This is a genomic window from Leptodesmis sp., from assembly GCF_052746595.1.
Window position 1 is genome coordinate 1 of the sequence record NZ_JBRAGO010000092.1, and the last position, 17,744, is coordinate 17,744.

Below are 17,744 nucleotides of genomic sequence, written 5' to 3' on the forward strand. Positions count from 1 at the left end.
TTCCAGCTAAGGCCATCAGGTAGCGCATATCCTGAGCATTTGAACATTCGCCCGTAGAACTGAAGGCTTTAATCACGCTCTAGTCTAACCCTTCCATGCAGGCCGTAGTTTTCCAGGTGCTGACCAGACTGGGAACCAGGCCCAGCATTGTTACTTTGGCATTCTGAATGAATTGACCAAAATCCCGGCGGGTGGGTGCGCCGTAATACAGGCCGATCGCTGCTTGATTGATCAAACTGGTGTAAATCAGCCACGGCCCCATCATCCATCCCAGGCTGGTTGGCCAGGTAAGAATATCACTGGAATGAATGTCGTGGTGCAGATAGGCATCGACGGCGCATTTAATTGGGGTGGTGTGTGTCCAGAGAATCGCTTTGGGTTCTCCCGTAGTACCGGAAGAAAACAGGATGTTGGTAGGGGTACCCGGATCGCATGGAAGCGCGTCAAACTCCTCCCTGGAACTGAGAAATTTCGTCCAGGAGAGATCGCCCTGCCGCAGGTTAACGGAGAGAGAATCTGTCAATGGCAGTACGATCGCAGTGGGAGCCTGGGCATTCATAACTTTGGTGTAGAGGGAGAATTGCTGTCCCACTCGTTGAATTAAGTCTTGTGTGAAGATGGCTTTGGTCTTAGTAATCTTTAAACGGATAGCAATTTCGTTGGCAGAAAAACTATCAGCAATGGAAATAACTACACAACCTGCAGCGATAATTCCCAGGTAAATGGCTACTGCTTCTACCGTCATCGGCAAAATCACAGCAATTGCATCTCCTGGCTGAAATCCCGCAGTAACTAATCCGTCTTCATGAATGAAAATGACTTCATCTCCACTGGCGTAGCGATACCAGTAGTTCATGGCTTCCGTAGGCCGGACAACGGAGACACAGACATCGGAGTTTGCTAACAAGGGAATGCGAGCAGCGATCGCATCTCCTCCCTCTGGAACATTGGCCGTGCGTAAATGGTGAGGCTGTAGAGCACCTGGTTCTGCAAACGTCAGTTCAACCGGTTTGCTGGTGAGAATTTTCTGAATTTGCGTGGGTGGATGTAAATGATACAGCAGCGGTTGAATCCCTGAGAATCCATGAATCCCCATCAACTCCTCGTGATACAGCGATCCGTCCGGTTGACGGAATTGCGTATGCTGTTTATGAGGAATCGTACCCAGCTTGTAGTAGTAAGTCATGGCATTACAAATTCCCCCTTACCTGCTATTCACGTTCGATCGCTTCAAAGAGGGATTTGAAATTGCCTTCTCCAAAGCCTTCTGCCCCACACCGTTGAATCACTTCAAAGAATAAGGTAGGTCGATCCTGAACGGGTTGGGTGAAGATCTGCAAGAGGTAGCCTTTGTCATCGCGATCGACCAGAATGCCCAGTTCGGCCGCGCAGGTGAATACCTTCGCTCATCCCAGTCTGACGATCGCATCCCTGGAACTTTCTCCCCTCCCACCTGCGGAGATAAAAGCGATCGCGGCCCAACTGCCTGCCCATCTGGAGTGCTTTTTTGAAGTTCCTATGAATGAATCCCTGCCTGCTTACCTGGATGTGTTGCAACCCCTGAGAGCCTTTGCCAAAATTCGTACGGGTGGCATTACTGCAGCGGCCTTTTCCTCGGTGGCCCAGTTGGCCCAATCCCTCCTCACCTTTGCCAGAGCGCAAGTTCCCTTCAAAGCCACTGCCGGATTGCACCATCCTTTACCCGGTCGTCATCCGATGACCTACGACCCTGACAGCCCTTCTACCTTCATGCAGGGATTTTTGAACTTGGCGATCGCTGCTGCCCTCGCCTATACCCAACGAGTCACCCTGGAGGAAATTCTCCAGTTACTACAGGAAGGCCATGTTGTTGGGGTGTCACAGGCCGATAAAGCCGCCCACCAACCTGGAAAACATTACAGACACCCAGCGGGATTTCAAATGCAGATGAATGGCATTGCCTGGAGCGATCATTACCTGACCCTGAAAGAACTGATAGTCTCTCGCAACTGCGGCTTTCGTTCCTTTGGCTCCTGCTCCTTCACCGAGCCGATCGCTGGCCTCAAAGCCCTAAAACTATTGAACTGATCAGGTGAACTGATCAGGCGGCCCTGGGTTCTTAACTCGTAATAGGGATTGGTACCATAACACTGAAGGTGATGCGTTACGCTACGCTAACACCACCTCTTATTCCCTATTCCCTTCTTCCATGCCCCGACCCATTGATGTCACACACGATCGTGCCCTTCGTAGCTGGGTAGTTTGGTCATTTTGCAAGGCTATTGCGAACAGCCAGGATTTGCTCGGGTTGGCTTTGGCGAGTGTCGGGGAGTGATCCACAACCCTAATCAGCCAGTGAGATGGTGTGCATTCTGAGATAAGCGGTGGTGCGTTGCTTGCGGACGATGTCGGCAACCACGCGCTCAACTTGCTCCACCGTCAGATTTAGTCCCTGAGCAATCTTCTCATTGGCAATACCTCGCTCATAACCTAGCCAGATGGTATCCAGGATATCAAACGGCAGCCGGAAGAAAAACTCTTCCTGCGTACTGCCGCCTGGATAAGTATCAGAAGTCGGCGTGCGGCGTTGAATTTCCTCTGGCACCCCTAAATGCCGTGCCAGTTGGTAAACCTGGGTCTTGAACAAATGGCCGATCGGACTAATATCCGTGCCGCCATCCCCATGCTTCACAAAGAATCCCAGTAAATGTTCGTTTTTATTGGGCGTACCAATCACGGCATAATTGCGGAGTTCTGCATGGTAATAGAGCATGGACATGCGTGCCCGTTGCTTGAAGTTGGAAGCCGCCACAATCTGATAGTACTCGGCGGGAGGTAAGCGCTTGGTAAATTCTTCACCAGCTGGACTTGTAACCGTCAGGTAAAAGATGTTAAGGGTATTCTGTTCCAGTAAGTTACCCGGCAAAGCGATTTTAGCTCCCCAACCTGGGCCGAAATCTGGGAACAACCGTTGAATGGCTTCATTGCGGCGACGGTAGCAACCAAATCCTTCTAGAGCGCCGGAGATGTCTTCCGTAATCGTTTTGACTCCATAGTGATCGGCCAGCATGTGAGCCAGGGTTGCGCTATCCGGGCTGGATTCGCCTTCCGGCAACAGTAAGGCCACCACTCGATCGGCTCCAAAGGCTTTCACACATAGGGCCAATACAACCGAGGAGTCAATTCCGCCACTAATTCCCAGTACGGCTCCCTGACGACGCAGGGTTTGGTGGACATGCTGGCGCAATCCTTCGATTAAGCGATCGCACTCTTGCTCAACATCCAGGTCTAAAGAGTGACGACCAAAGGTGCTTGATTGGCTCAGGGTATTTTCTTCGATGATCGTTGTCTCGCTCATACAGTTAATTCCTCTTTCATGTTGTTGATTACTTTCACCCGATCGGAATCCGTGATCGGTGACAATCGGTGATGAAAATCTTTGACAAAGTGGTGATAGGTCAACTGGGCAGACAGTACTCCGGCGATCGCCATATCATCCACTTCACTCAGTTGCAGACCACTTTGAGCCTTGCGGATCAGTTGTTGCACGGCCAGTGGATTAAACAAGCCTGACTCGTGCAACGCACTCTCCGAAAGTAGCTCGCTGACGTAGGCGGGAGTCTGGCTATGGAAGAAACTGCGATGAATGGGGGCACGATAAGGACGCTTGCGGCGCTGCCAGATATCCGCAGGCAGTAACTTGCTGGCTAACTGACGCAGTAACCATTTTTCATTCAGTCCCCGCAATTTCAACTTTGCAGGCAGGCGGTTGCAAAACTCTACCACCCGGTAATCCAGGAAGGGGAAGCGTCCTTCTACAGAATTTGCCATCGCCACCCGATCGCCCTGGGACGAGAGCAAGTAAGGCGACAAAAAGGTGACGATTTCCAGATACTGAGCTTTGGCCAGGGGCGACCACTGGTGGAAGCGATCGGGAATCGGAATCAGTTGTGCGGCTTGCTCCAGGGGAGAGGTTTGGGGCGGCTGTAGCAATAACCGTTGCAACCTGGCTCCATTCGACCAGCGGATCAGATGGGAATAAAACGGCAACTCGGTTTCAGTCAACTGCTTCTTGAAGAAGCTGGTCAGAAAGCGTTCATTCGTTTCACCCAGCCGCCCAATTTCTGGATAAAGTCGTCTCAGCAGCAAAGGTCGCCACGCGGAGTCAGGGTGCTTGGCCCAAAACCGCCGCACTACCATTTCTTTGAAAATATCGTATCCTCCCAGAAATTCGTCTGCTCCTTCCCCCGTAATTACAACCTTAAAATTATGCTTGCGAACCAGATGAGATAGCAAAAACATGGGGGCGGGAGCCGTTCTCAGCATGGGTGTTTCCGTATGCCAGATTACCTCTGGAAACACCGCGCCAATATCAGCGTGGGTGCAATATACGACCTGATGATCCGTCCCCAATTCATTCGCCATGCGACGTTGAAACTCGCTCTCGTCAAACTCAGAATCGGAGAAGGCGATCGAGAAGGTTTCCAGGGGATTGTGAGTATAGTTGCGAATAATCGCCGTGGTCGTGGAAGAATCTAACCCACCACTCAAATACGCACCTACTGGAACATCAGCGCGTAACCGAATCAGGGTGGCATCAATCAATAGTTACTCAAACTCCTCCAGGTAATCCTGAGCAGAACGAGTGATGCAATCGTCCCCATCAAAATCCAGTTCCCAATAGGGCTGAATCTTAATTTGACCACTTTGAGTAACCAGGTAGTGACCGGGGGGCAGAGTGTAAATATTCTGGAAAACGGTATGGGGAATTTGAGCGCTCCAGAATGTAAATACCTGGGAGAGGGACGCTGGATCCATCGCTGCGAATACTGATGGATGCGCCAATAGGGTCTTGATTTCTGAACCAAAAATCAATTGACCATCGACCTGGGTGTAAAACAGAGGCCGCACTCCCAGGCGATCGCGGGCAACGAATAACCGCTGTTTGCGGGTATCCCAGATGGCGATCGCAAACTGGCCATTGAGATAATTCAAACACTCCGGCCCATACTCTTCATACAGATGTAAAATCACTTCTGTATCGCAATGGGTTTTAAAGCGGTGTCCACGCTGTTCTAGATCGGGACGCAATTCTTGATAATTGAAAATTTCACCATTAAAGACGATCCACAAGGAACCATCTTCATTGCTGATGGGCTGTTGTCCACCACTGAGATCGATAATGCTAAGACGGGCATTGCCCAAACTCACCCACTCATCCTGATAAATGCCAAACTCATCCGGGCCACGATGACGGATCATTCCCAGCATTTGTCGCATCACCGTTTCTGGTATCGGTTGCGACTTGTATAAATTCAAGACACCCACAATTCCACACATGGGTTACTCCCAAAAAATAGGGTTTAATTCAATTCTGTGTAAGGGCAGGTTGAGGCAGAATCATGAACATTGATCATGATTGATGGATAAAACCCACCCCTACCGCCAATGTGATTCTGTTTGTCCTAACTCCAGTTTATTAATCTTGCCATTGGCACTTTTGGGTAGTTCTGGACGAATCTCCACAAACTGGGGCACCATGAAGTCTTCCAGATTGGCTCGACAATGACGAATCACATCCGCTGCTGTCAGAGAGACTTCGGGTTCCAGAGAGACAAATGCTTTGATGGCTTGTCCTAAGGCGGGATCCGGCACCCCAATCACGGCGGCTTCTCGCACTCCTTTCAGACCATACAAAACGTTTTCGACCTCTTTAGGCGGTACCTTTTCCCCCCGGCTCTTGATCACATCATCTTTTCGGGCGACAAAGTAGAAGAATCCTTCCTCATCCATCCGAAATAGATCGCCTGTGTAGCAAAGCCGTTCACCGGGCAAAGCTCCAGGACGAAAGCGAGCCGCCGTTTTCTCCGGAGCGTTCCAGTAACCTCGCATCACGTGCCGTCCTCGCACCACCAACTCGCCCACTTGACCTGCTTCCAGGCGCTGCCCATCTTCCCCTTCAATCCAGGCTTCCGTCCCCGGAATAGGAATTCCCACCGAACCAGGACGGCGATCGAGTTCCTCCGGTGGTAAATACAAAGTGCGTTTGGTTTCCGTCAACCCGTACATGGAAAATAAGGTGACGGATGGGAATGCTTCCCGAATTTCTGTGATGTGAGAAGCGGGTAAAGCGGCTGCAGTATTAGTCATGTATCGCAAGCTCGACAAGTCGAACTGACTGCGATCCATATTCAACAGTACTGAAAAAATAGTCGGAACCCCCGGAAAACCTGTAACTTTCTCTTCTTCAATCCGCTTCAAAATGACAGCAGGATAAGTGAAACCCTTTTCTAAAACCAGCGTTCCACCAAATTTGAACACCATGAGTAACTGGTAAAGACCATAATCGAAGGAAAGTGGCAGTAACCCAATAACAGTATCAGACTCTACATTTCCCAGATATTCAATAATCGAACTGGCGGCAAACACCACATTACTGTGGTCAGACATGACTCCTTTTGGCTCACCTGTACTGCCAGAGGTGTAAATTAAACAGGCCAGATCAACATCAATATTGATGTGTTTTGGACGCTGTTCAGGATAATCGGCTTGAATTGCATCGTAACTGAGGAAAGAGATCTGTTTTGGCTCCGCTACGGGTGCAGTGAACACGATGGTCTTTAGACCAGGAACGGCTGGCAGCAACTGTTTTATGAGATTACTTTGCCGACCAGAGGTGATCAAGGCGCGAGCATCACAGTTATTGAGAATATACGCACACTTGTCAAACTTGGTAGAGTGATTGATCGGTACAAAAACTCCGCCTGCCTTTAGAACAGCAAAGATCCCGATCGCTAACTCGATCGAATTTGGCAAATATAAGGCGACTCGTTCTCCTCGTTGTAAACCTTGTGCTCGTAGTGCGTTCGCTAATCGATTGGCCTGAACCTCAACGTCTGCATACGTGAGTCGCTGACCATCACAGATTAGTGCCACCTTGTTGGGGAAGCGATCGGCACTATTCTCCAAAAATTGATGTACTAACATTCGCAATACTCCCCGTCAGGAGGTAGAAAATCTGTCAGGCCAGAAAATCTGGCTCAACAGTGAGTTTAAGCAGTAACACATTGTTTGGTTTACACGAAATCAGCCAATTTCTCAATCGAGTCAAAGTGATCTGGAACAATTTCGTGATCTGCAACTTGAATGCCAAACTGCTGCTCTAAAAACAGAACTAGCTCAATCACATTCATGGAGTCAATTACACCATTTTCTAAAAAAGAATCACTATCTACATAGGGATACTCTTTTGAAAAAAGAATAGTTTCTGCAATGTGCTGGCGAAGAACTTCTTTGGCTAGCATTTGTGTAAATTTCTTTAATAAATAAAGGCTGTTACCAGGGCTAATGCTTATTATTTTGGCGCGGGTAACAGTATCACAAGTAACAGAATGATAGCTTTATCATCTCCATCATCTCCTTACAGTAATATTTTAAACTTTGAGGCCAGTAAAAACTGCATGTAACTACATAAAAAATTCATCATTTTATAAATGTTTGGTTAAGAGTTGGTCGGGGAATGCGTATCATTAGCTATAAACCTTACGCTGGAATTAATCACTTACTCCGTATAGTTACGGGATCCGCAATTCCAGAGCTAAAAAAGATGTGGCTTATGATGCCAGACACTAAGTGATCTCCCCCCTTTTCTTTAACAGGAAAAAACAAGCTCTGGGTTCCCTATGACAAGGAATTTAAAGGGATCCAGGTAGCTTGCTACAAACATTAGGACTTTTAAACATCTTCTCCAAAGAGTTACTGGAAACTGGGTTATTAGAAGATTTTTGAAGGTGCCTTCAGACATTTAGTTTTATACAGTTAAGCACAGCATTTTTGAGCAGAAGAAAAATCATGAAATCTTTTCCTGATGTATCACCCAGCGAATCTAAATTTTTAGAATCAGATAATCAAGCAAAGACTGCACCCAGTTTCTGGCGCATGGCTCGCAACAATGTGCGCCTGCTGTATCAATCTCCGCCTATTCAAAAGGCTCCCAGAGATGGAGCGTTACCGCTGTCATTTAATCAGGAGCGACTTTGGCAACTGGAACAATTACAACCTGACACATCAGTTCATAATATTCTGCATTCATTCCAGTTGGTTGGTGCCCTCAATGTTACCGCGCTAGAGCAAAGTTTGCATGAAATTACACGCAGACATGAAATCCTCCGCACCTTTTTCAGAACTGAGAATGGAGAACCTGTGCAGGTGATTCTGCCTGAAATGCTGATCCGTGTAGATTATATCGATCTGCGTGACCTTCCTACTGAGCAGCAACAAGCTGAGATTGAAAGACGGGCGATCGCTCAGGCCGAAGTTCCGTTTGATTTGAGTCAGGCCCCTCTCTGGCGGGTTGCCCTCCTGCAATTGGCGGAGCAGGAGCATGTGCTGTTACGCACCATCCATCACATTGTTTTTGATGGTATGTCTCACAGTGTCTTTGTTCGAGAGCTAGGGGCACTGTATTCTGCGTTTGTGGGTGGGCAAGCTTCTCCACTTCTGGATTTACCCGTACAATATGCGGATTTTGCCTGGACTCAACGCCAATGGCTCCAGGGAGATTCGTTAAGACTGCAACTGGAATATTGGCAACAACAGTTGCATGGAACGGTTCCATCCCTGGCACTCCCGATCGATTATCCGCGATCGCCAGTCACCTCTTATCAAGGGGGAGTCCAATCTCAGGTTCTATCCACAGATTTAACAAATCATCTGAAACTACTGAGTGCGAATCAGGGAGTGTCCTTATTTGTCACCTTATTTGCTGCTTTTAATATCCTCCTGCATCAACACACCGGGCAAGAGGATATGGTAATCTGTACGCCTGTTGCCGGACGGCATCGAGCTGAAGCTCGTGGATTGATTGGATATTTCAATAATGTTGTCGTCTTAAGAACTGATTTATCCGCGAATCCAAGTTTTTGTCAGCTTTTGGAGCGAGTCAGTGAATCTTTTATGGAAGGCTCGAAGCATCAGGACGTGCCGTTACAACTGGTTGCAGACCTGCCTAATTTAAGGCGTACTCCGCTAACGCGGGCCATGTTTGTCTTGCAAAACACACCGACACCTTCCTTAGATTTAGCAGGGTTGACTGTAAGTTCGGTATTTGTTAACCGAGAAATCGCCAACTTTGATATTTCGCTATCCCTCAGTGAAAACAATGGACAACTAACTGCTACCTTCCAGTACAAGACAGATTTATTCCGTCCTGAAACAGTTATCCATCTGCTGCAGCGATATGAGCAGCTTTTAGCGCAATTGGTGCTGAATCCAGATTTAAAACTTTCAGAACTTCGTTCATTTAAACCCAGTGAATGTAAACCTAGTGAATTAACCAAATCTACAGCTAAGTATATTGAAGGCGATCGCGTAGATTCACTGCCTGACAAAATTTCTGTAGCTCCTCGTACTCTATTAGAGCAACAACTGGCTCAAGTGTGGGAAGAGGTTCTGGCAATTCCATCCGTTGGGGTTAATGATAACTTCTTTGAGTTGGGTGGCCATTCTTTGCTGGCGGTCAGCTTGTTCTCCAAATTAGAGAAACAGTTTGGCAGATCGTTACCTCTCAGCACCTTACTGATGGCTCCTACGATCGCTCAATTGGCTGAGTATCTGGAGCGATCAGGACCGTCCCAAGTACAACAGGCGATCGTTCCACTCAAACCAGGAAGCGGTCAACCACCTATTTTTCTGATTCATGATGGAAATGGTGAAATTTTGCTGTATCAAGAGTTAGCCAACCGCCTTTCTGCAGATGTTCCGGTATATGGAGTGCAACCTTATAGTGCTGATGGTTGCCCAATCCTGCATACCCGGATTGAAGAGATGGTGGCCTACTACATTGAGAAAATCCGTGAGGTGCAACCGGAAGGGCCATACTTCCTGGGTGGCTTGTGTGCGGGTGGCGTGTTAGCCTTTGAAATGGCGCGGCAGTTACAATTGCAGGGCCAATCGATTGGTATGGTAGCTATCATGGATGCGGCTGATGTCGAAGCCGAGGAAAAGGTGGGTTACATTGCTAATCAACGACGAGATAGTTTTTCTAAAGTGTTTCGTGATAGTCAATCCATGAAACCTTTTGAGCGGGGAGTGTTCATTCTCAATCAAGTCCGCAAGAAAGTGACCAATCTGGTGAGTTACGAGATTCAGAAGCGCTACAAAACTCTGCACGATCGGGGGCAACTTCAGCTATTTCGCTATTGCCTGGATCGGAAACTGCCGATTCCCCACTGGTTGAAAGCTATTCCAGTACGAACCATTCTCGTCTGGGCGCAAGCACAGTATGTACCGGATACAGTCTTACAAGGGGAGGTGCTGCTCTTACGGGCAACTGAGAAAAGTTCCATGTTTGATGGCACGCCAATTGATGATACGCCCTATGTAGAACGCTATGCTGATCCTTTGCTAGGCTGGAAGCACCGTGTCACTGCTGACGTAAAGGTTTGTGATGTACCCGGAGGTCATTCCAGTATGCTGCAGGAACCGAATGTTCAGGTGATGGCAAAGATGATTCAGAGTTACTGGAACGGTGTACAGAAATCTGGGATAGTGTTGAACTCCAATATTCAACGAGCAGCATAAGGTACTGTCATTATTGATTGGTCATGATTATGAACTGTGAAGCTACATCCGTACTGTTGCCAGAACCTTCACTCTCCGAGGAGGGACAACCCCAGTCTCCGATTCCCTTACTGGTCGCGATCGTGAATTATCGAACGGCGGAGTTGACGATTAACTGTTTGCGATCGCTCCTCCCTGAAGTTCAAACACTGCCAGGAATGCAGGTGGTGGTGGTGGATAACGCCTCCAATGATGGCTCAGTTGAGAAGATTGCTCAGGCTATTCAAACTGAAGGATGGCATGATTGGGTGACGTTGCATTCCTCCTCAATTAATGGAGGATTTTCCTACGGCAATAACACAGCCATTCGACCATTTCTAGAATCTCAAACGCCTCCCCTCTACTATTTACTGCTCAATCCAGATACCGAAGTCCGGCCTGGTGCCCTGAAAACCTTGGTTGATTTTATGGATCAACATCCAACCGTTGGGATTGCGGGCAGTGGGGTTGAGGAACCTGATGGCACTCGATGGCCCATTACCTTTCGGTTTCCTTCTATCTGGAGCGAGCTAGATGGAGGATTGCGGTTGGGCCTTGTCTCCAAACTCCTGTCGAAGTGGGTGATTGCTCAAACCATGACTGAAGAAGCCCAGCAGGTGGACTGGCTGCCCGGTGCCAGCATGATGATTCGCCGTCAAGTGTTTGACAGCATTGGCTTGATGGACGAGGACTACTTCTTGTATTACGAAGAAACCGATTTTTGTTTACAGGCAAAGCGGGCGGGGTGGCCCTGCTGGTATGTGCCCCAAAGCCGCATTATGCATATCTCTGGGCAAAGTACGGGTGTAACGGCCAAAACAAATGCGCCTAAACGCCAACCAAAATATGTGTTCGATTCCAGACGGCGCTATTTCCTCAAAAATCATGGCTGGTTCTATGCCATGCTGACTGATTTTGCCTGGGTACTGGGCTTTCTCCTGTGGCAACTGCGTCAGGTCGTGCAACGGAAACCGAGTACCGATCCCCCTTTTCTGTTACAGGACTTTATACAGAATTCAGTACTCATGACCACGATCGGCCAACTGTTTGCCAGAAAACATACATAAAAACACTCAGACACGATAGTCTAGGGGCGTTTCACCCACAACAAAGTCTTTTGCCGATACCTAGGCATCGGCAAAAGACTTTGTTAGATAGGGTTTGAGGCCAAGCTTCTGGTTGATGGGTTTTTGTGCTGCCCGCCGTTGCTCATAAATCGTTTCAAAAAGCTGATGGAAAGGTTTCTGGAGCTTCTCTTGTCCCCAGTTCCGCCTACTGATCCAACGGGTCTACAGCCTGTATGTCATCAATTTTCCTGAATTAACCGTTTAGTTATTTCTGGCCGTCGGTCGTAAAACTCATGGGTGCTGTGGGACGCTTTGCCAATCAGCACAAACCGCGCCTCCCCAACTAACCAGGAGAGAGTCATAGCCCCGAGTGACATTTATCAGAGGATCTGCTAACTTTGAAGTAAGAAGTAGAATTAGAATGTGGGACGTGCGATCGCAGTGTCGCCTTGAAGAACCTGCAAATTCGCACTACGTCCAGGTTCATCTACCATTGATTACGTTGCTCTTAAGTGGTTATTGCTCGCTTCAAAACCACTCAATTGGATTGGAAGAGCCATGAAAAAGTTTACAGAACCGGAAGATAAGCCCCCTCCGGCTAGCGCTAGTTCTACTCATGAATTATTGGCTGAAATTCTGCTCAATGTGTTTCCTGCAAATAATCAATGGGTTGTTGAATTTAGTCAGGACTGCAAACTGCAGACTGTGCAATTGGGAGATGAACTGATTTGCAGCGAGAATTTGAGTCCAACAGAGTCTTCTCTCGCGTGTCATTTTCCTCAAGATTTGTTGATTGTGTGCTGGGGCAATCTATGATTGTTGAGCTGGGATTGTACCCAACAAAAAGATGTCCCAGTTCAGTTGCTGGAAGAAGGGGAAAGTCGCGGTGCAGATGAGCAGTTTTGCGATCGTCCCTGGCCTTACCGAGCGATCGCCACAGGAGAGGGGCTGGTGGCCATTCTTCCGTATGCCAAACTGCACCATTGGCTGCATCAGGTTCCCCAGTTGCGCGATCATTTATATCAAAGCACTAGCATTCGACAGCAGCTGATCTTTCTAAAAGTCGCAACAGAGTTAAGAACACAACCCAGCCACGTTCTCAAACGATTACTGCCCTATCTTACAGAAACCTCTATCCCGGCAGGCAGTGAATTAGCACAAGCTACTCCGACCCAGGCAGGTCGGTGGTGGTTGCGTCAGGGAAAGATTCAGGGACACACTGAGCCGTTACCTGTGATTGGTGATAGCTGGGGATTCCCAGATGCTGTGCCAGCTGATTGGAGTGCCGCGACCGAGTTACAGGTCTATTACTTGGCCAGTGATTATTGGGAAATGGCTCAAGTCATTGTTCCATCTCTGAAGCCAGGATCGGCGGTATCTGGCACGCCTCTGACACGCTCCCTTGCGGTGCGATCGCGACATTCGGCCAGCGATCGTCCATTGCCACAACCAGTCCTCACTCAAACAGCCCAACGCCCGGTACTCTCCCTTTCCCAAACTATTCCCATTCGCTTTGCTCAACCCACGCCAACCAAACGGCGCTGGCGCTGGTTTGGACAAAACTATTCCTTTATTCAATAGCAAAGCAGTTCTGATTGTGGTGCTGCTTGTCTGGCGATGGTGGCGCAATATTGGGGTAAACGACTGAGCCTGAACCTGCTGCGTAACCTGGCGGGAGTCGGACGATCGGGCGTTTCACTCAAGGGACTGGCGCATACGGCAGAAAGTATCGGGTTTATGGCTCGCCCAGTCCGTTCTAGTTTTAATCGGTTAGCAAATCAGACAACACCGTGGATTGCCCACTGGCAGGGTGATCATTATGTAGTGGTTTATCGGGTCAAGCGCAATCGGGTAATTCTCGCAGATCCGGCTTTGGGAAAGCGATCGCTCTCAATTGCTGACTTCCAGGCCAAGTGGACAGGCTATACTGTGCTGCTGACTCCCACCGAGTTATTGCAAGCTATGCCTGCCGCCAAGTTATCCTTAGGCCGCTTTTGGGGAGCCTTTGCCCCGTATCAATCCATGCTGGTGCCGATCATTGCGGCATCTGTGCTGTTGCAGGTCTTGGGATTGGTCACACCCCTATTTACCCAGATCACTTTGGATCAGGTGGTGGTGCATAAGAGTGTGCTGACTCTGCATGCCTTTGTTATGGGTTTACTGCTGGCTAGCATCTGGCGGGTGGGATTAACCAGTATGCGGCAATACCTGCTGGATTTCTTTTCTAATCAGGTAGATGTCACGTTGATCAGTGGCTTTATCAGCCATAGGTTGAATCTACCCTTACAGTTTTTTGCCGCCCGTCAGGTGGGAGATATTGTCACACGGGTGTAGGAGAATCAAAAGATTCAATTATTTCTAACTCGACAGGCATTTACTACGGGCTTAGATGCCATAATGGCGATCGTCTATGTGGGACTGATGCTTCATTATAACCTGCGACTCACCTTGCTGATTGTAGGATTATTGCCACCCATTATTCTGTTGACAGTGATTGCCAGTCCTTTTTTGCGCCGAGTATCTCGTCAGGTGTTCTATGAATCGGCCAAGCAAAACTCTTCCCTGGTCGAAATGTTGACAGGGATTGCAACCGTGAAAACGGCAGCAGCAGAACGGGATGTACGCTGGCAATGGGAAGAGCACCTGACCAGTCAGTTCAACGTTCAATTTCGGGGACAAAAGCTGGCGAATGGATTGCAGGCTTTGAGTGGATTGATTAACACGATCGGGAGTGCAGCCTTGCTCTGGTATGGGGCCATGCTGGTGATTCAGGATCAGCTCAGCATTGGTCAACTGGTAGCTTTTAATATGATGATTGGCAATGTCATTGGCCCCACTCTGGCACTGGTCGGGCTGTGGGATGAATTGCAGGAAGTGATGGTATCGGTGGAACGCCTGGAAGACATTTTTAGTACGCCACCGGAAGAAAGCCCGAACCAACCCCTGTTGGTATTGCCGCCGCTTCGAGGTGAAGTGAGTTTTGAGAATGTAACTTTTCGTTATCGGGTGGAGGACGATCGCAACATTTTGCAGAGCATTTCTTTTACCGCCCACCCCGGTGAGACGATCGCCATTGTGGGCCGCAGTGGGTCGGGTAAGACAACGTTGATCAATTTATTGCAGGGCTTGTATCATCCCACCAATGGCCGGATTACCATTGATGGTCATAATGTGCGGCACGTATCGCCGCCTTCCTTACGGCATCAGTTGGGAGTAGTGCCTCAAGACTGTTTTCTATTCTCTGGCACGACTCTGGACAACATCACGCTATACCGGACCGGCTATAGCCTGGAAGCCGTGATCGAAGTGGCCAAACTGGCGGAAGCTCATGCGTTTATCCAAAATTTGCCCCTGGGCTATTACACCAAAGTTGGAGAACGGGGAGCGAATCTGTCAGGCGGACAACGGCAACGAATTGCGATCGCCCGTGCCCTGCGGTTGGGGGAATCATATTTTGTACAGCCCTGGCCACTTGGTCAGTAGTCGCTCGCATTGATGAGGTCGGTCGCGCCCAGGGACGACTGGTGCCCCAAGGAGAAGCTTATAAGGTGTCGCCAGTTGTCTCTGGTAAGATTGCCAATATTTGCGTTCAGGAAGGTCAACCCGTGCGAGCAGAGCAGGTGGTTGCGGCCCTGGATAATACGATTGCGCTCAACCGGGTCCAATAGTCGGTGCAGGCCAATACTAATTATGAGAAAGAATTGCTACAAACGGAGTCTTTAATTGACAAGGCTCGGTTGGGAGCCCAAACCCGATCGGCAATCGCAATGGCAGAAATTCGTGCCCAAGAAGCCGCGATTGCCCAAGCTGAGGCAAAAATTCAAAGTCAAGCTACAGCCATTACCCAGGCAGAAAATCGGGCTGCTACGGGGCAAATGGTGCTGGCACAGTTACAGGCTGATCTGGCCTTGCAACGGGAACGTCTGGCTCGCTTTGAGTATTTAGCCAATGAAGGTGCACTGGCGAGAGAGCAAGTATTTCAGGCTCAGCAACAATTGAACGATCGTCAGCGCAGCCTGACTCAGCAACTGGGTGAGATTCAGCAAAGTCAGGCGGAATCCCAACGTATGCGCTCAGAGTTGCAACAAGTCGTAGCAGAGGCACGGCGACTGCGGGCAGAACTAAATCGTAAATATGCTGAAGCTAATAATGCCCAATTGCAATCTCAACAGGCCATTCAACAGTTGATGGTACAGAAAACTCAGTTGCAGGCTAAGATGCAGCAAAATCAGAAGCAACTGGTACAGGCAAGAGCCGAGTTAAATCAACTGACACTACGTGCTCCGGCAGATGGGTATGTATCGGCACTCAATATCCGTCGTACTGGGGAAGTGGCTCAGGCGGGACCACCAATTGCTGAAATTGCTCCTCAGGGGGTACCGTTGATTCTATCTGCTGCCTTACCGACCCGTGAGGCGGGATTGGTGAAGGTCGGCGATCGCACTCAAATTAAATTTGATGCTTATCCCTATCAAGATTACGGCATTATTTCTGGGAAAGTCATTGCCATTTCTCCCGATATTAAATCTGATGAAAAACTGGGAGCAGTGTATCGGGTGGAAATTGCGCTCGATCGCAGTTCTGTGACCAAAGATCAGCAAACCATCCCCCTGAAAGCGGGTCAAACGGCTACGGCTGAAATTGTTGTCCGGCATCGCCGCATTGCTGATGTCTTACTCGACCCCATCCGAAAGTTGCAGGAAACCAACTTAAATCTGTGACATTGCCCAGTTGATTGAACTGAAATGAATCATTAAAGAGGTGCCCTATGAACTGTCACAGTGCCAATTCGTTGGCAAAACGTAATAAAGTCATGAGTCCAGAACAATTTAACCAGGTAGTAGAAGCTATTACCGAAGGTCGATATTCCTGGGCTTGTGTATTGATTTTACGCTTTGCTGGCTATAACCCTGTTTACTTCATTCCTTACCGAACTTACAGCCGACTGGTCAACGAAAATCAGTACTTGAAAAAGGCATCTGAACAAAGGCAGCCTGCAGGCTTCTCTACCGTCAGTATCGGCGACTTATCCACCCTGCAAAGTCTAAATCCTGAAAAAAACTTGACCAGTCTAGAAACAGTGGCCCAGTCAGAAGCCAATTTATATGGAGGAACTTTTGGATCCTAGTTGGGAGAACTTCGAGAGACTTCTATCTGCAGACAATCTCTCAATTTTTTCCAATGGCGTTAGTTCAATCAATTAATAACGATTGCAGAAGTTATCTATCATGAGCGAGCCTGAATTACTATTTCCTCATTGTTTAGCCAGTTTTCAGTTATAAGCTGGCTAATTTTATGTAAATCATCAGCCAAACTATTTAACTATTTACTCCTACAAATCCCTGCCAAATTGGCTATATATATCGCAAAATAAGACCCAATTTAGAAGCAATCGGTATACAGTTTAAATATCAGCATAGACAAAGCTGAACTCAAGGCGAAAAACAACTTTAGTTCAATTAGTCCTTAAGGAGGACGTTATGATTATCTCCGATATCAGCTATCAAGAATTTGCAGGTGAATCCAATCATCTCGAAGGTGGAAAAGACATTGGGCTTTCGTTCAGCAGTTACAACTACGACTTAACCCAGTTCTATACCGTTTCTAGTTCAGGGCCGAATGGCAGCTATGCGGCTCAAGGCGCATTAAAGATTGACCTCTCTACCTTTGGTGGCAGTCTGGTAGCTCTTGGACTGTAATTCATCTTTGCAATTGGAATAGATTAGTTCATGTTCCACAGGATTCAAGTTAAGGAGGACATTATGACTATCTCTGACATCAACTATCAAGAATTTGCAGATAAGTCCAACCATCTCGAAGGCGGATATGACATCGGAGCCAGCCTGACAATCTGGAATTCCCATGTGATTGAAATTGGAACAATGTCTACATCTGGGCCTGGCGGCAGTACCACAATGACTGGTGCTGCTAAGGTCGATATCAGCAGTCTAGGTGTCAGTTTTATTGGCTTAGGTCTGCCTTAAATATTTAAGCCAGACCCGAAGATCAATGAAGTAAGGTAAGTGTGAAGTTAATAGGGTGAGTAAGGGTGCGTGTCACCTTCTAGAGAGAAGATTCATAACTGATTATTGAGATAAG

At 48.2% G+C, this 17,744-nt stretch carries 18 protein-coding genes and 1 pseudogene; 12 read left to right on the top strand and 7 right to left on the bottom strand.

What is annotated here, in order from left to right; translation table 11 throughout:
* Positions 1–79: 79 nt before the first annotated feature.
* Positions 80–1,186 (bottom strand): AMP-binding protein, encoded by a 1,107-nt coding sequence (locus tag ACUVQO_RS17740; protein WP_445927168.1) that lies wholly within the window; start codon positions 1,184–1,186, stop codon positions 80–82.
* 185 nt (positions 1,187–1,371) lie between these two features.
* On the opposite strand from ACUVQO_RS17740, the gene ACUVQO_RS17745 reads away from it, so the two are divergent.
* A complete protein-coding gene (locus tag ACUVQO_RS17745; protein ID WP_445927169.1) occupies positions 1,372–2,067 on the top strand; it encodes a hypothetical protein in 696 nt (231 codons plus the stop codon).
* A 256-nt stretch (positions 2,068–2,323) separates the two neighbouring features.
* Here ACUVQO_RS17745 and nadE read toward each other — a convergent pair whose 3' ends face one another.
* From nadE to ACUVQO_RS17770, 5 genes are all read right to left on the bottom strand, one after another.
* Entirely contained in the window at positions 2,324–3,337 is a 1,014-nt protein-coding gene (nadE, locus tag ACUVQO_RS17750) for an NAD(+) synthase (RefSeq protein ID WP_445927170.1), read from the bottom strand.
* A complete protein-coding gene (locus ACUVQO_RS17755; protein ID WP_445927171.1) occupies positions 3,334–4,584 on the bottom strand; it encodes an asparagine synthetase B family protein in 1,251 nt (416 codons plus the stop codon). Before ACUVQO_RS17755 ends, nadE begins: the two co-directional genes overlap by 4 nt.
* Positions 4,585–4,587: 3 nt before the next feature.
* Positions 4,588–5,319: an asparagine synthase (glutamine-hydrolyzing) gene (asnB, locus tag ACUVQO_RS17760; RefSeq protein ID WP_445927172.1), complete on the bottom strand. Its 732-nt coding sequence runs from the start codon at positions 5,317–5,319 to the stop codon at positions 4,588–4,590.
* 99 nt (positions 5,320–5,418) lie between these two features.
* Positions 5,419–6,966, bottom strand: a complete 1,548-nt coding sequence (locus ACUVQO_RS17765; protein WP_445927173.1) for a class I adenylate-forming enzyme family protein — start codon at positions 6,964–6,966, stop codon at positions 5,419–5,421.
* A gap of 89 nt (positions 6,967–7,055) precedes the next feature.
* Positions 7,056–7,283 carry an acyl carrier protein gene (locus ACUVQO_RS17770; protein ID WP_445927174.1) on the bottom strand — a complete coding sequence of 76 codons (228 nt, stop codon included), beginning with the start codon at positions 7,281–7,283 and terminating at the stop codon, positions 7,056–7,058.
* 547 nt (positions 7,284–7,830) lie between these two features.
* On the opposite strand from ACUVQO_RS17770, the gene ACUVQO_RS17775 reads away from it, so the two are divergent.
* Positions 7,831–10,560: a condensation domain-containing protein gene (locus ACUVQO_RS17775; protein WP_445927175.1), complete on the top strand. Its 2,730-nt coding sequence runs from the start codon at positions 7,831–7,833 to the stop codon at positions 10,558–10,560.
* Between the two features lie 29 nt (positions 10,561–10,589).
* Positions 10,590–11,645 (top strand): glycosyltransferase family 2 protein, encoded by a 1,056-nt coding sequence (locus tag ACUVQO_RS17780; protein ID WP_445927176.1) that lies wholly within the window; start codon positions 10,590–10,592, stop codon positions 11,643–11,645.
* Positions 11,646–11,884: 239 nt separating this feature from the next.
* On the opposite strand, the gene ACUVQO_RS17785 is transcribed toward ACUVQO_RS17780, so the two are convergent.
* Complete coding sequence (locus ACUVQO_RS17785) at positions 11,885–12,022, bottom strand: hypothetical protein (protein WP_445927177.1); 138 nt, start codon at positions 12,020–12,022, stop codon at positions 11,885–11,887.
* Positions 12,023–12,203: 181 nt separating this feature from the next.
* Between ACUVQO_RS17785 and ACUVQO_RS17790 the strand changes: the two genes are divergently transcribed.
* The 9 genes and pseudogenes from ACUVQO_RS17790 (at position 12,204) to ACUVQO_RS17830 (ending at position 17,629) form a co-directional block, all read left to right on the top strand.
* Positions 12,204–12,461 carry a hypothetical protein gene (locus ACUVQO_RS17790; protein WP_445927178.1) on the top strand — a complete coding sequence of 86 codons (258 nt, stop codon included), beginning with the start codon at positions 12,204–12,206 and terminating at the stop codon, positions 12,459–12,461.
* The gene (locus tag ACUVQO_RS17795; RefSeq protein ID WP_445927179.1) at positions 12,462–13,226 is read left to right on the top strand and encodes a hypothetical protein; all 765 of its coding nucleotides are present in this window, start codon (positions 12,462–12,464) and stop codon (positions 13,224–13,226) included.
* Between the two features lie 15 nt (positions 13,227–13,241).
* Positions 13,242–14,468: pseudogene (locus ACUVQO_RS17800) on the top strand (peptidase domain-containing ABC transporter); the annotation flags it as partial.
* A 54-nt stretch (positions 14,469–14,522) separates the two neighbouring features.
* On the top strand, positions 14,523–15,128 hold the full coding sequence (locus tag ACUVQO_RS17805; RefSeq protein ID WP_445927185.1) for an ATP-binding cassette domain-containing protein: 606 nt from the start codon (positions 14,523–14,525) through the stop codon (positions 15,126–15,128).
* A 41-nt stretch (positions 15,129–15,169) separates the two neighbouring features.
* Positions 15,170–15,313, top strand: a complete 144-nt coding sequence (locus ACUVQO_RS17810) for a hypothetical protein (protein ID WP_445927180.1) — start codon at positions 15,170–15,172, stop codon at positions 15,311–15,313.
* A 3-nt stretch (positions 15,314–15,316) separates the two neighbouring features.
* Complete coding sequence (locus tag ACUVQO_RS17815) at positions 15,317–16,366, top strand: HlyD family efflux transporter periplasmic adaptor subunit (protein WP_445927181.1); 1,050 nt, start codon at positions 15,317–15,319, stop codon at positions 16,364–16,366.
* Positions 16,367–16,413: 47 nt separating this feature from the next.
* Complete coding sequence (locus ACUVQO_RS17820) at positions 16,414–16,773, top strand: HetP family heterocyst commitment protein (RefSeq protein WP_445927182.1); 360 nt, start codon at positions 16,414–16,416, stop codon at positions 16,771–16,773.
* 352 nt (positions 16,774–17,125) lie between these two features.
* Entirely contained in the window at positions 17,126–17,344 is a 219-nt protein-coding gene (locus ACUVQO_RS17825) for a hypothetical protein (protein ID WP_445927183.1), read from the top strand.
* 63 nt (positions 17,345–17,407) lie between these two features.
* Positions 17,408–17,629 carry a hypothetical protein gene (locus ACUVQO_RS17830; RefSeq protein ID WP_445927184.1) on the top strand — a complete coding sequence of 74 codons (222 nt, stop codon included), beginning with the start codon at positions 17,408–17,410 and terminating at the stop codon, positions 17,627–17,629.
* Positions 17,630–17,744 lie beyond the last annotated feature (115 nt).

Coding starts and splice junctions, on each gene's coding strand:
- ACUVQO_RS17745 (WP_445927169.1), top strand. CDS start 1,372: ATGCCCAGTTCGGCCGCGCAGGTGAATACCTTCGCTCATCCCAGTCTG.
- asnB (WP_445927172.1), bottom strand. CDS start 5,319: ATGTGTGGAATTGTGGGTGTCTTGAATTTATACAAGTCGCAACCGATA.
- ACUVQO_RS17830 (WP_445927184.1), top strand. CDS start 17,408: ATGACTATCTCTGACATCAACTATCAAGAATTTGCAGATAAGTCCAAC.
- ACUVQO_RS17780 (WP_445927176.1), top strand. CDS start 10,590: ATGAACTGTGAAGCTACATCCGTACTGTTGCCAGAACCTTCACTCTCC.
- ACUVQO_RS17820 (WP_445927182.1), top strand. CDS start 16,414: ATGAACTGTCACAGTGCCAATTCGTTGGCAAAACGTAATAAAGTCATG.
- ACUVQO_RS17740 (WP_445927168.1), bottom strand. CDS start 1,186: ATGACTTACTACTACAAGCTGGGTACGATTCCTCATAAACAGCATACG.
- ACUVQO_RS17790 (WP_445927178.1), top strand. CDS start 12,204: ATGAAAAAGTTTACAGAACCGGAAGATAAGCCCCCTCCGGCTAGCGCT.
- nadE (WP_445927170.1), bottom strand. CDS start 3,337: ATGAGCGAGACAACGATCATCGAAGAAAATACCCTGAGCCAATCAAGC.
- ACUVQO_RS17765 (WP_445927173.1), bottom strand. CDS start 6,966: ATGTTAGTACATCAATTTTTGGAGAATAGTGCCGATCGCTTCCCCAAC.
- ACUVQO_RS17775 (WP_445927175.1), top strand. CDS start 7,831: ATGAAATCTTTTCCTGATGTATCACCCAGCGAATCTAAATTTTTAGAA.
- ACUVQO_RS17825 (WP_445927183.1), top strand. CDS start 17,126: ATGATTATCTCCGATATCAGCTATCAAGAATTTGCAGGTGAATCCAAT.
- ACUVQO_RS17770 (WP_445927174.1), bottom strand. CDS start 7,283: ATGCTAGCCAAAGAAGTTCTTCGCCAGCACATTGCAGAAACTATTCTT.
- ACUVQO_RS17785 (WP_445927177.1), bottom strand. CDS start 12,022: ATGTCACTCGGGGCTATGACTCTCTCCTGGTTAGTTGGGGAGGCGCGG.
- ACUVQO_RS17805 (WP_445927185.1), top strand. CDS start 14,523: ATGGTATCGGTGGAACGCCTGGAAGACATTTTTAGTACGCCACCGGAA.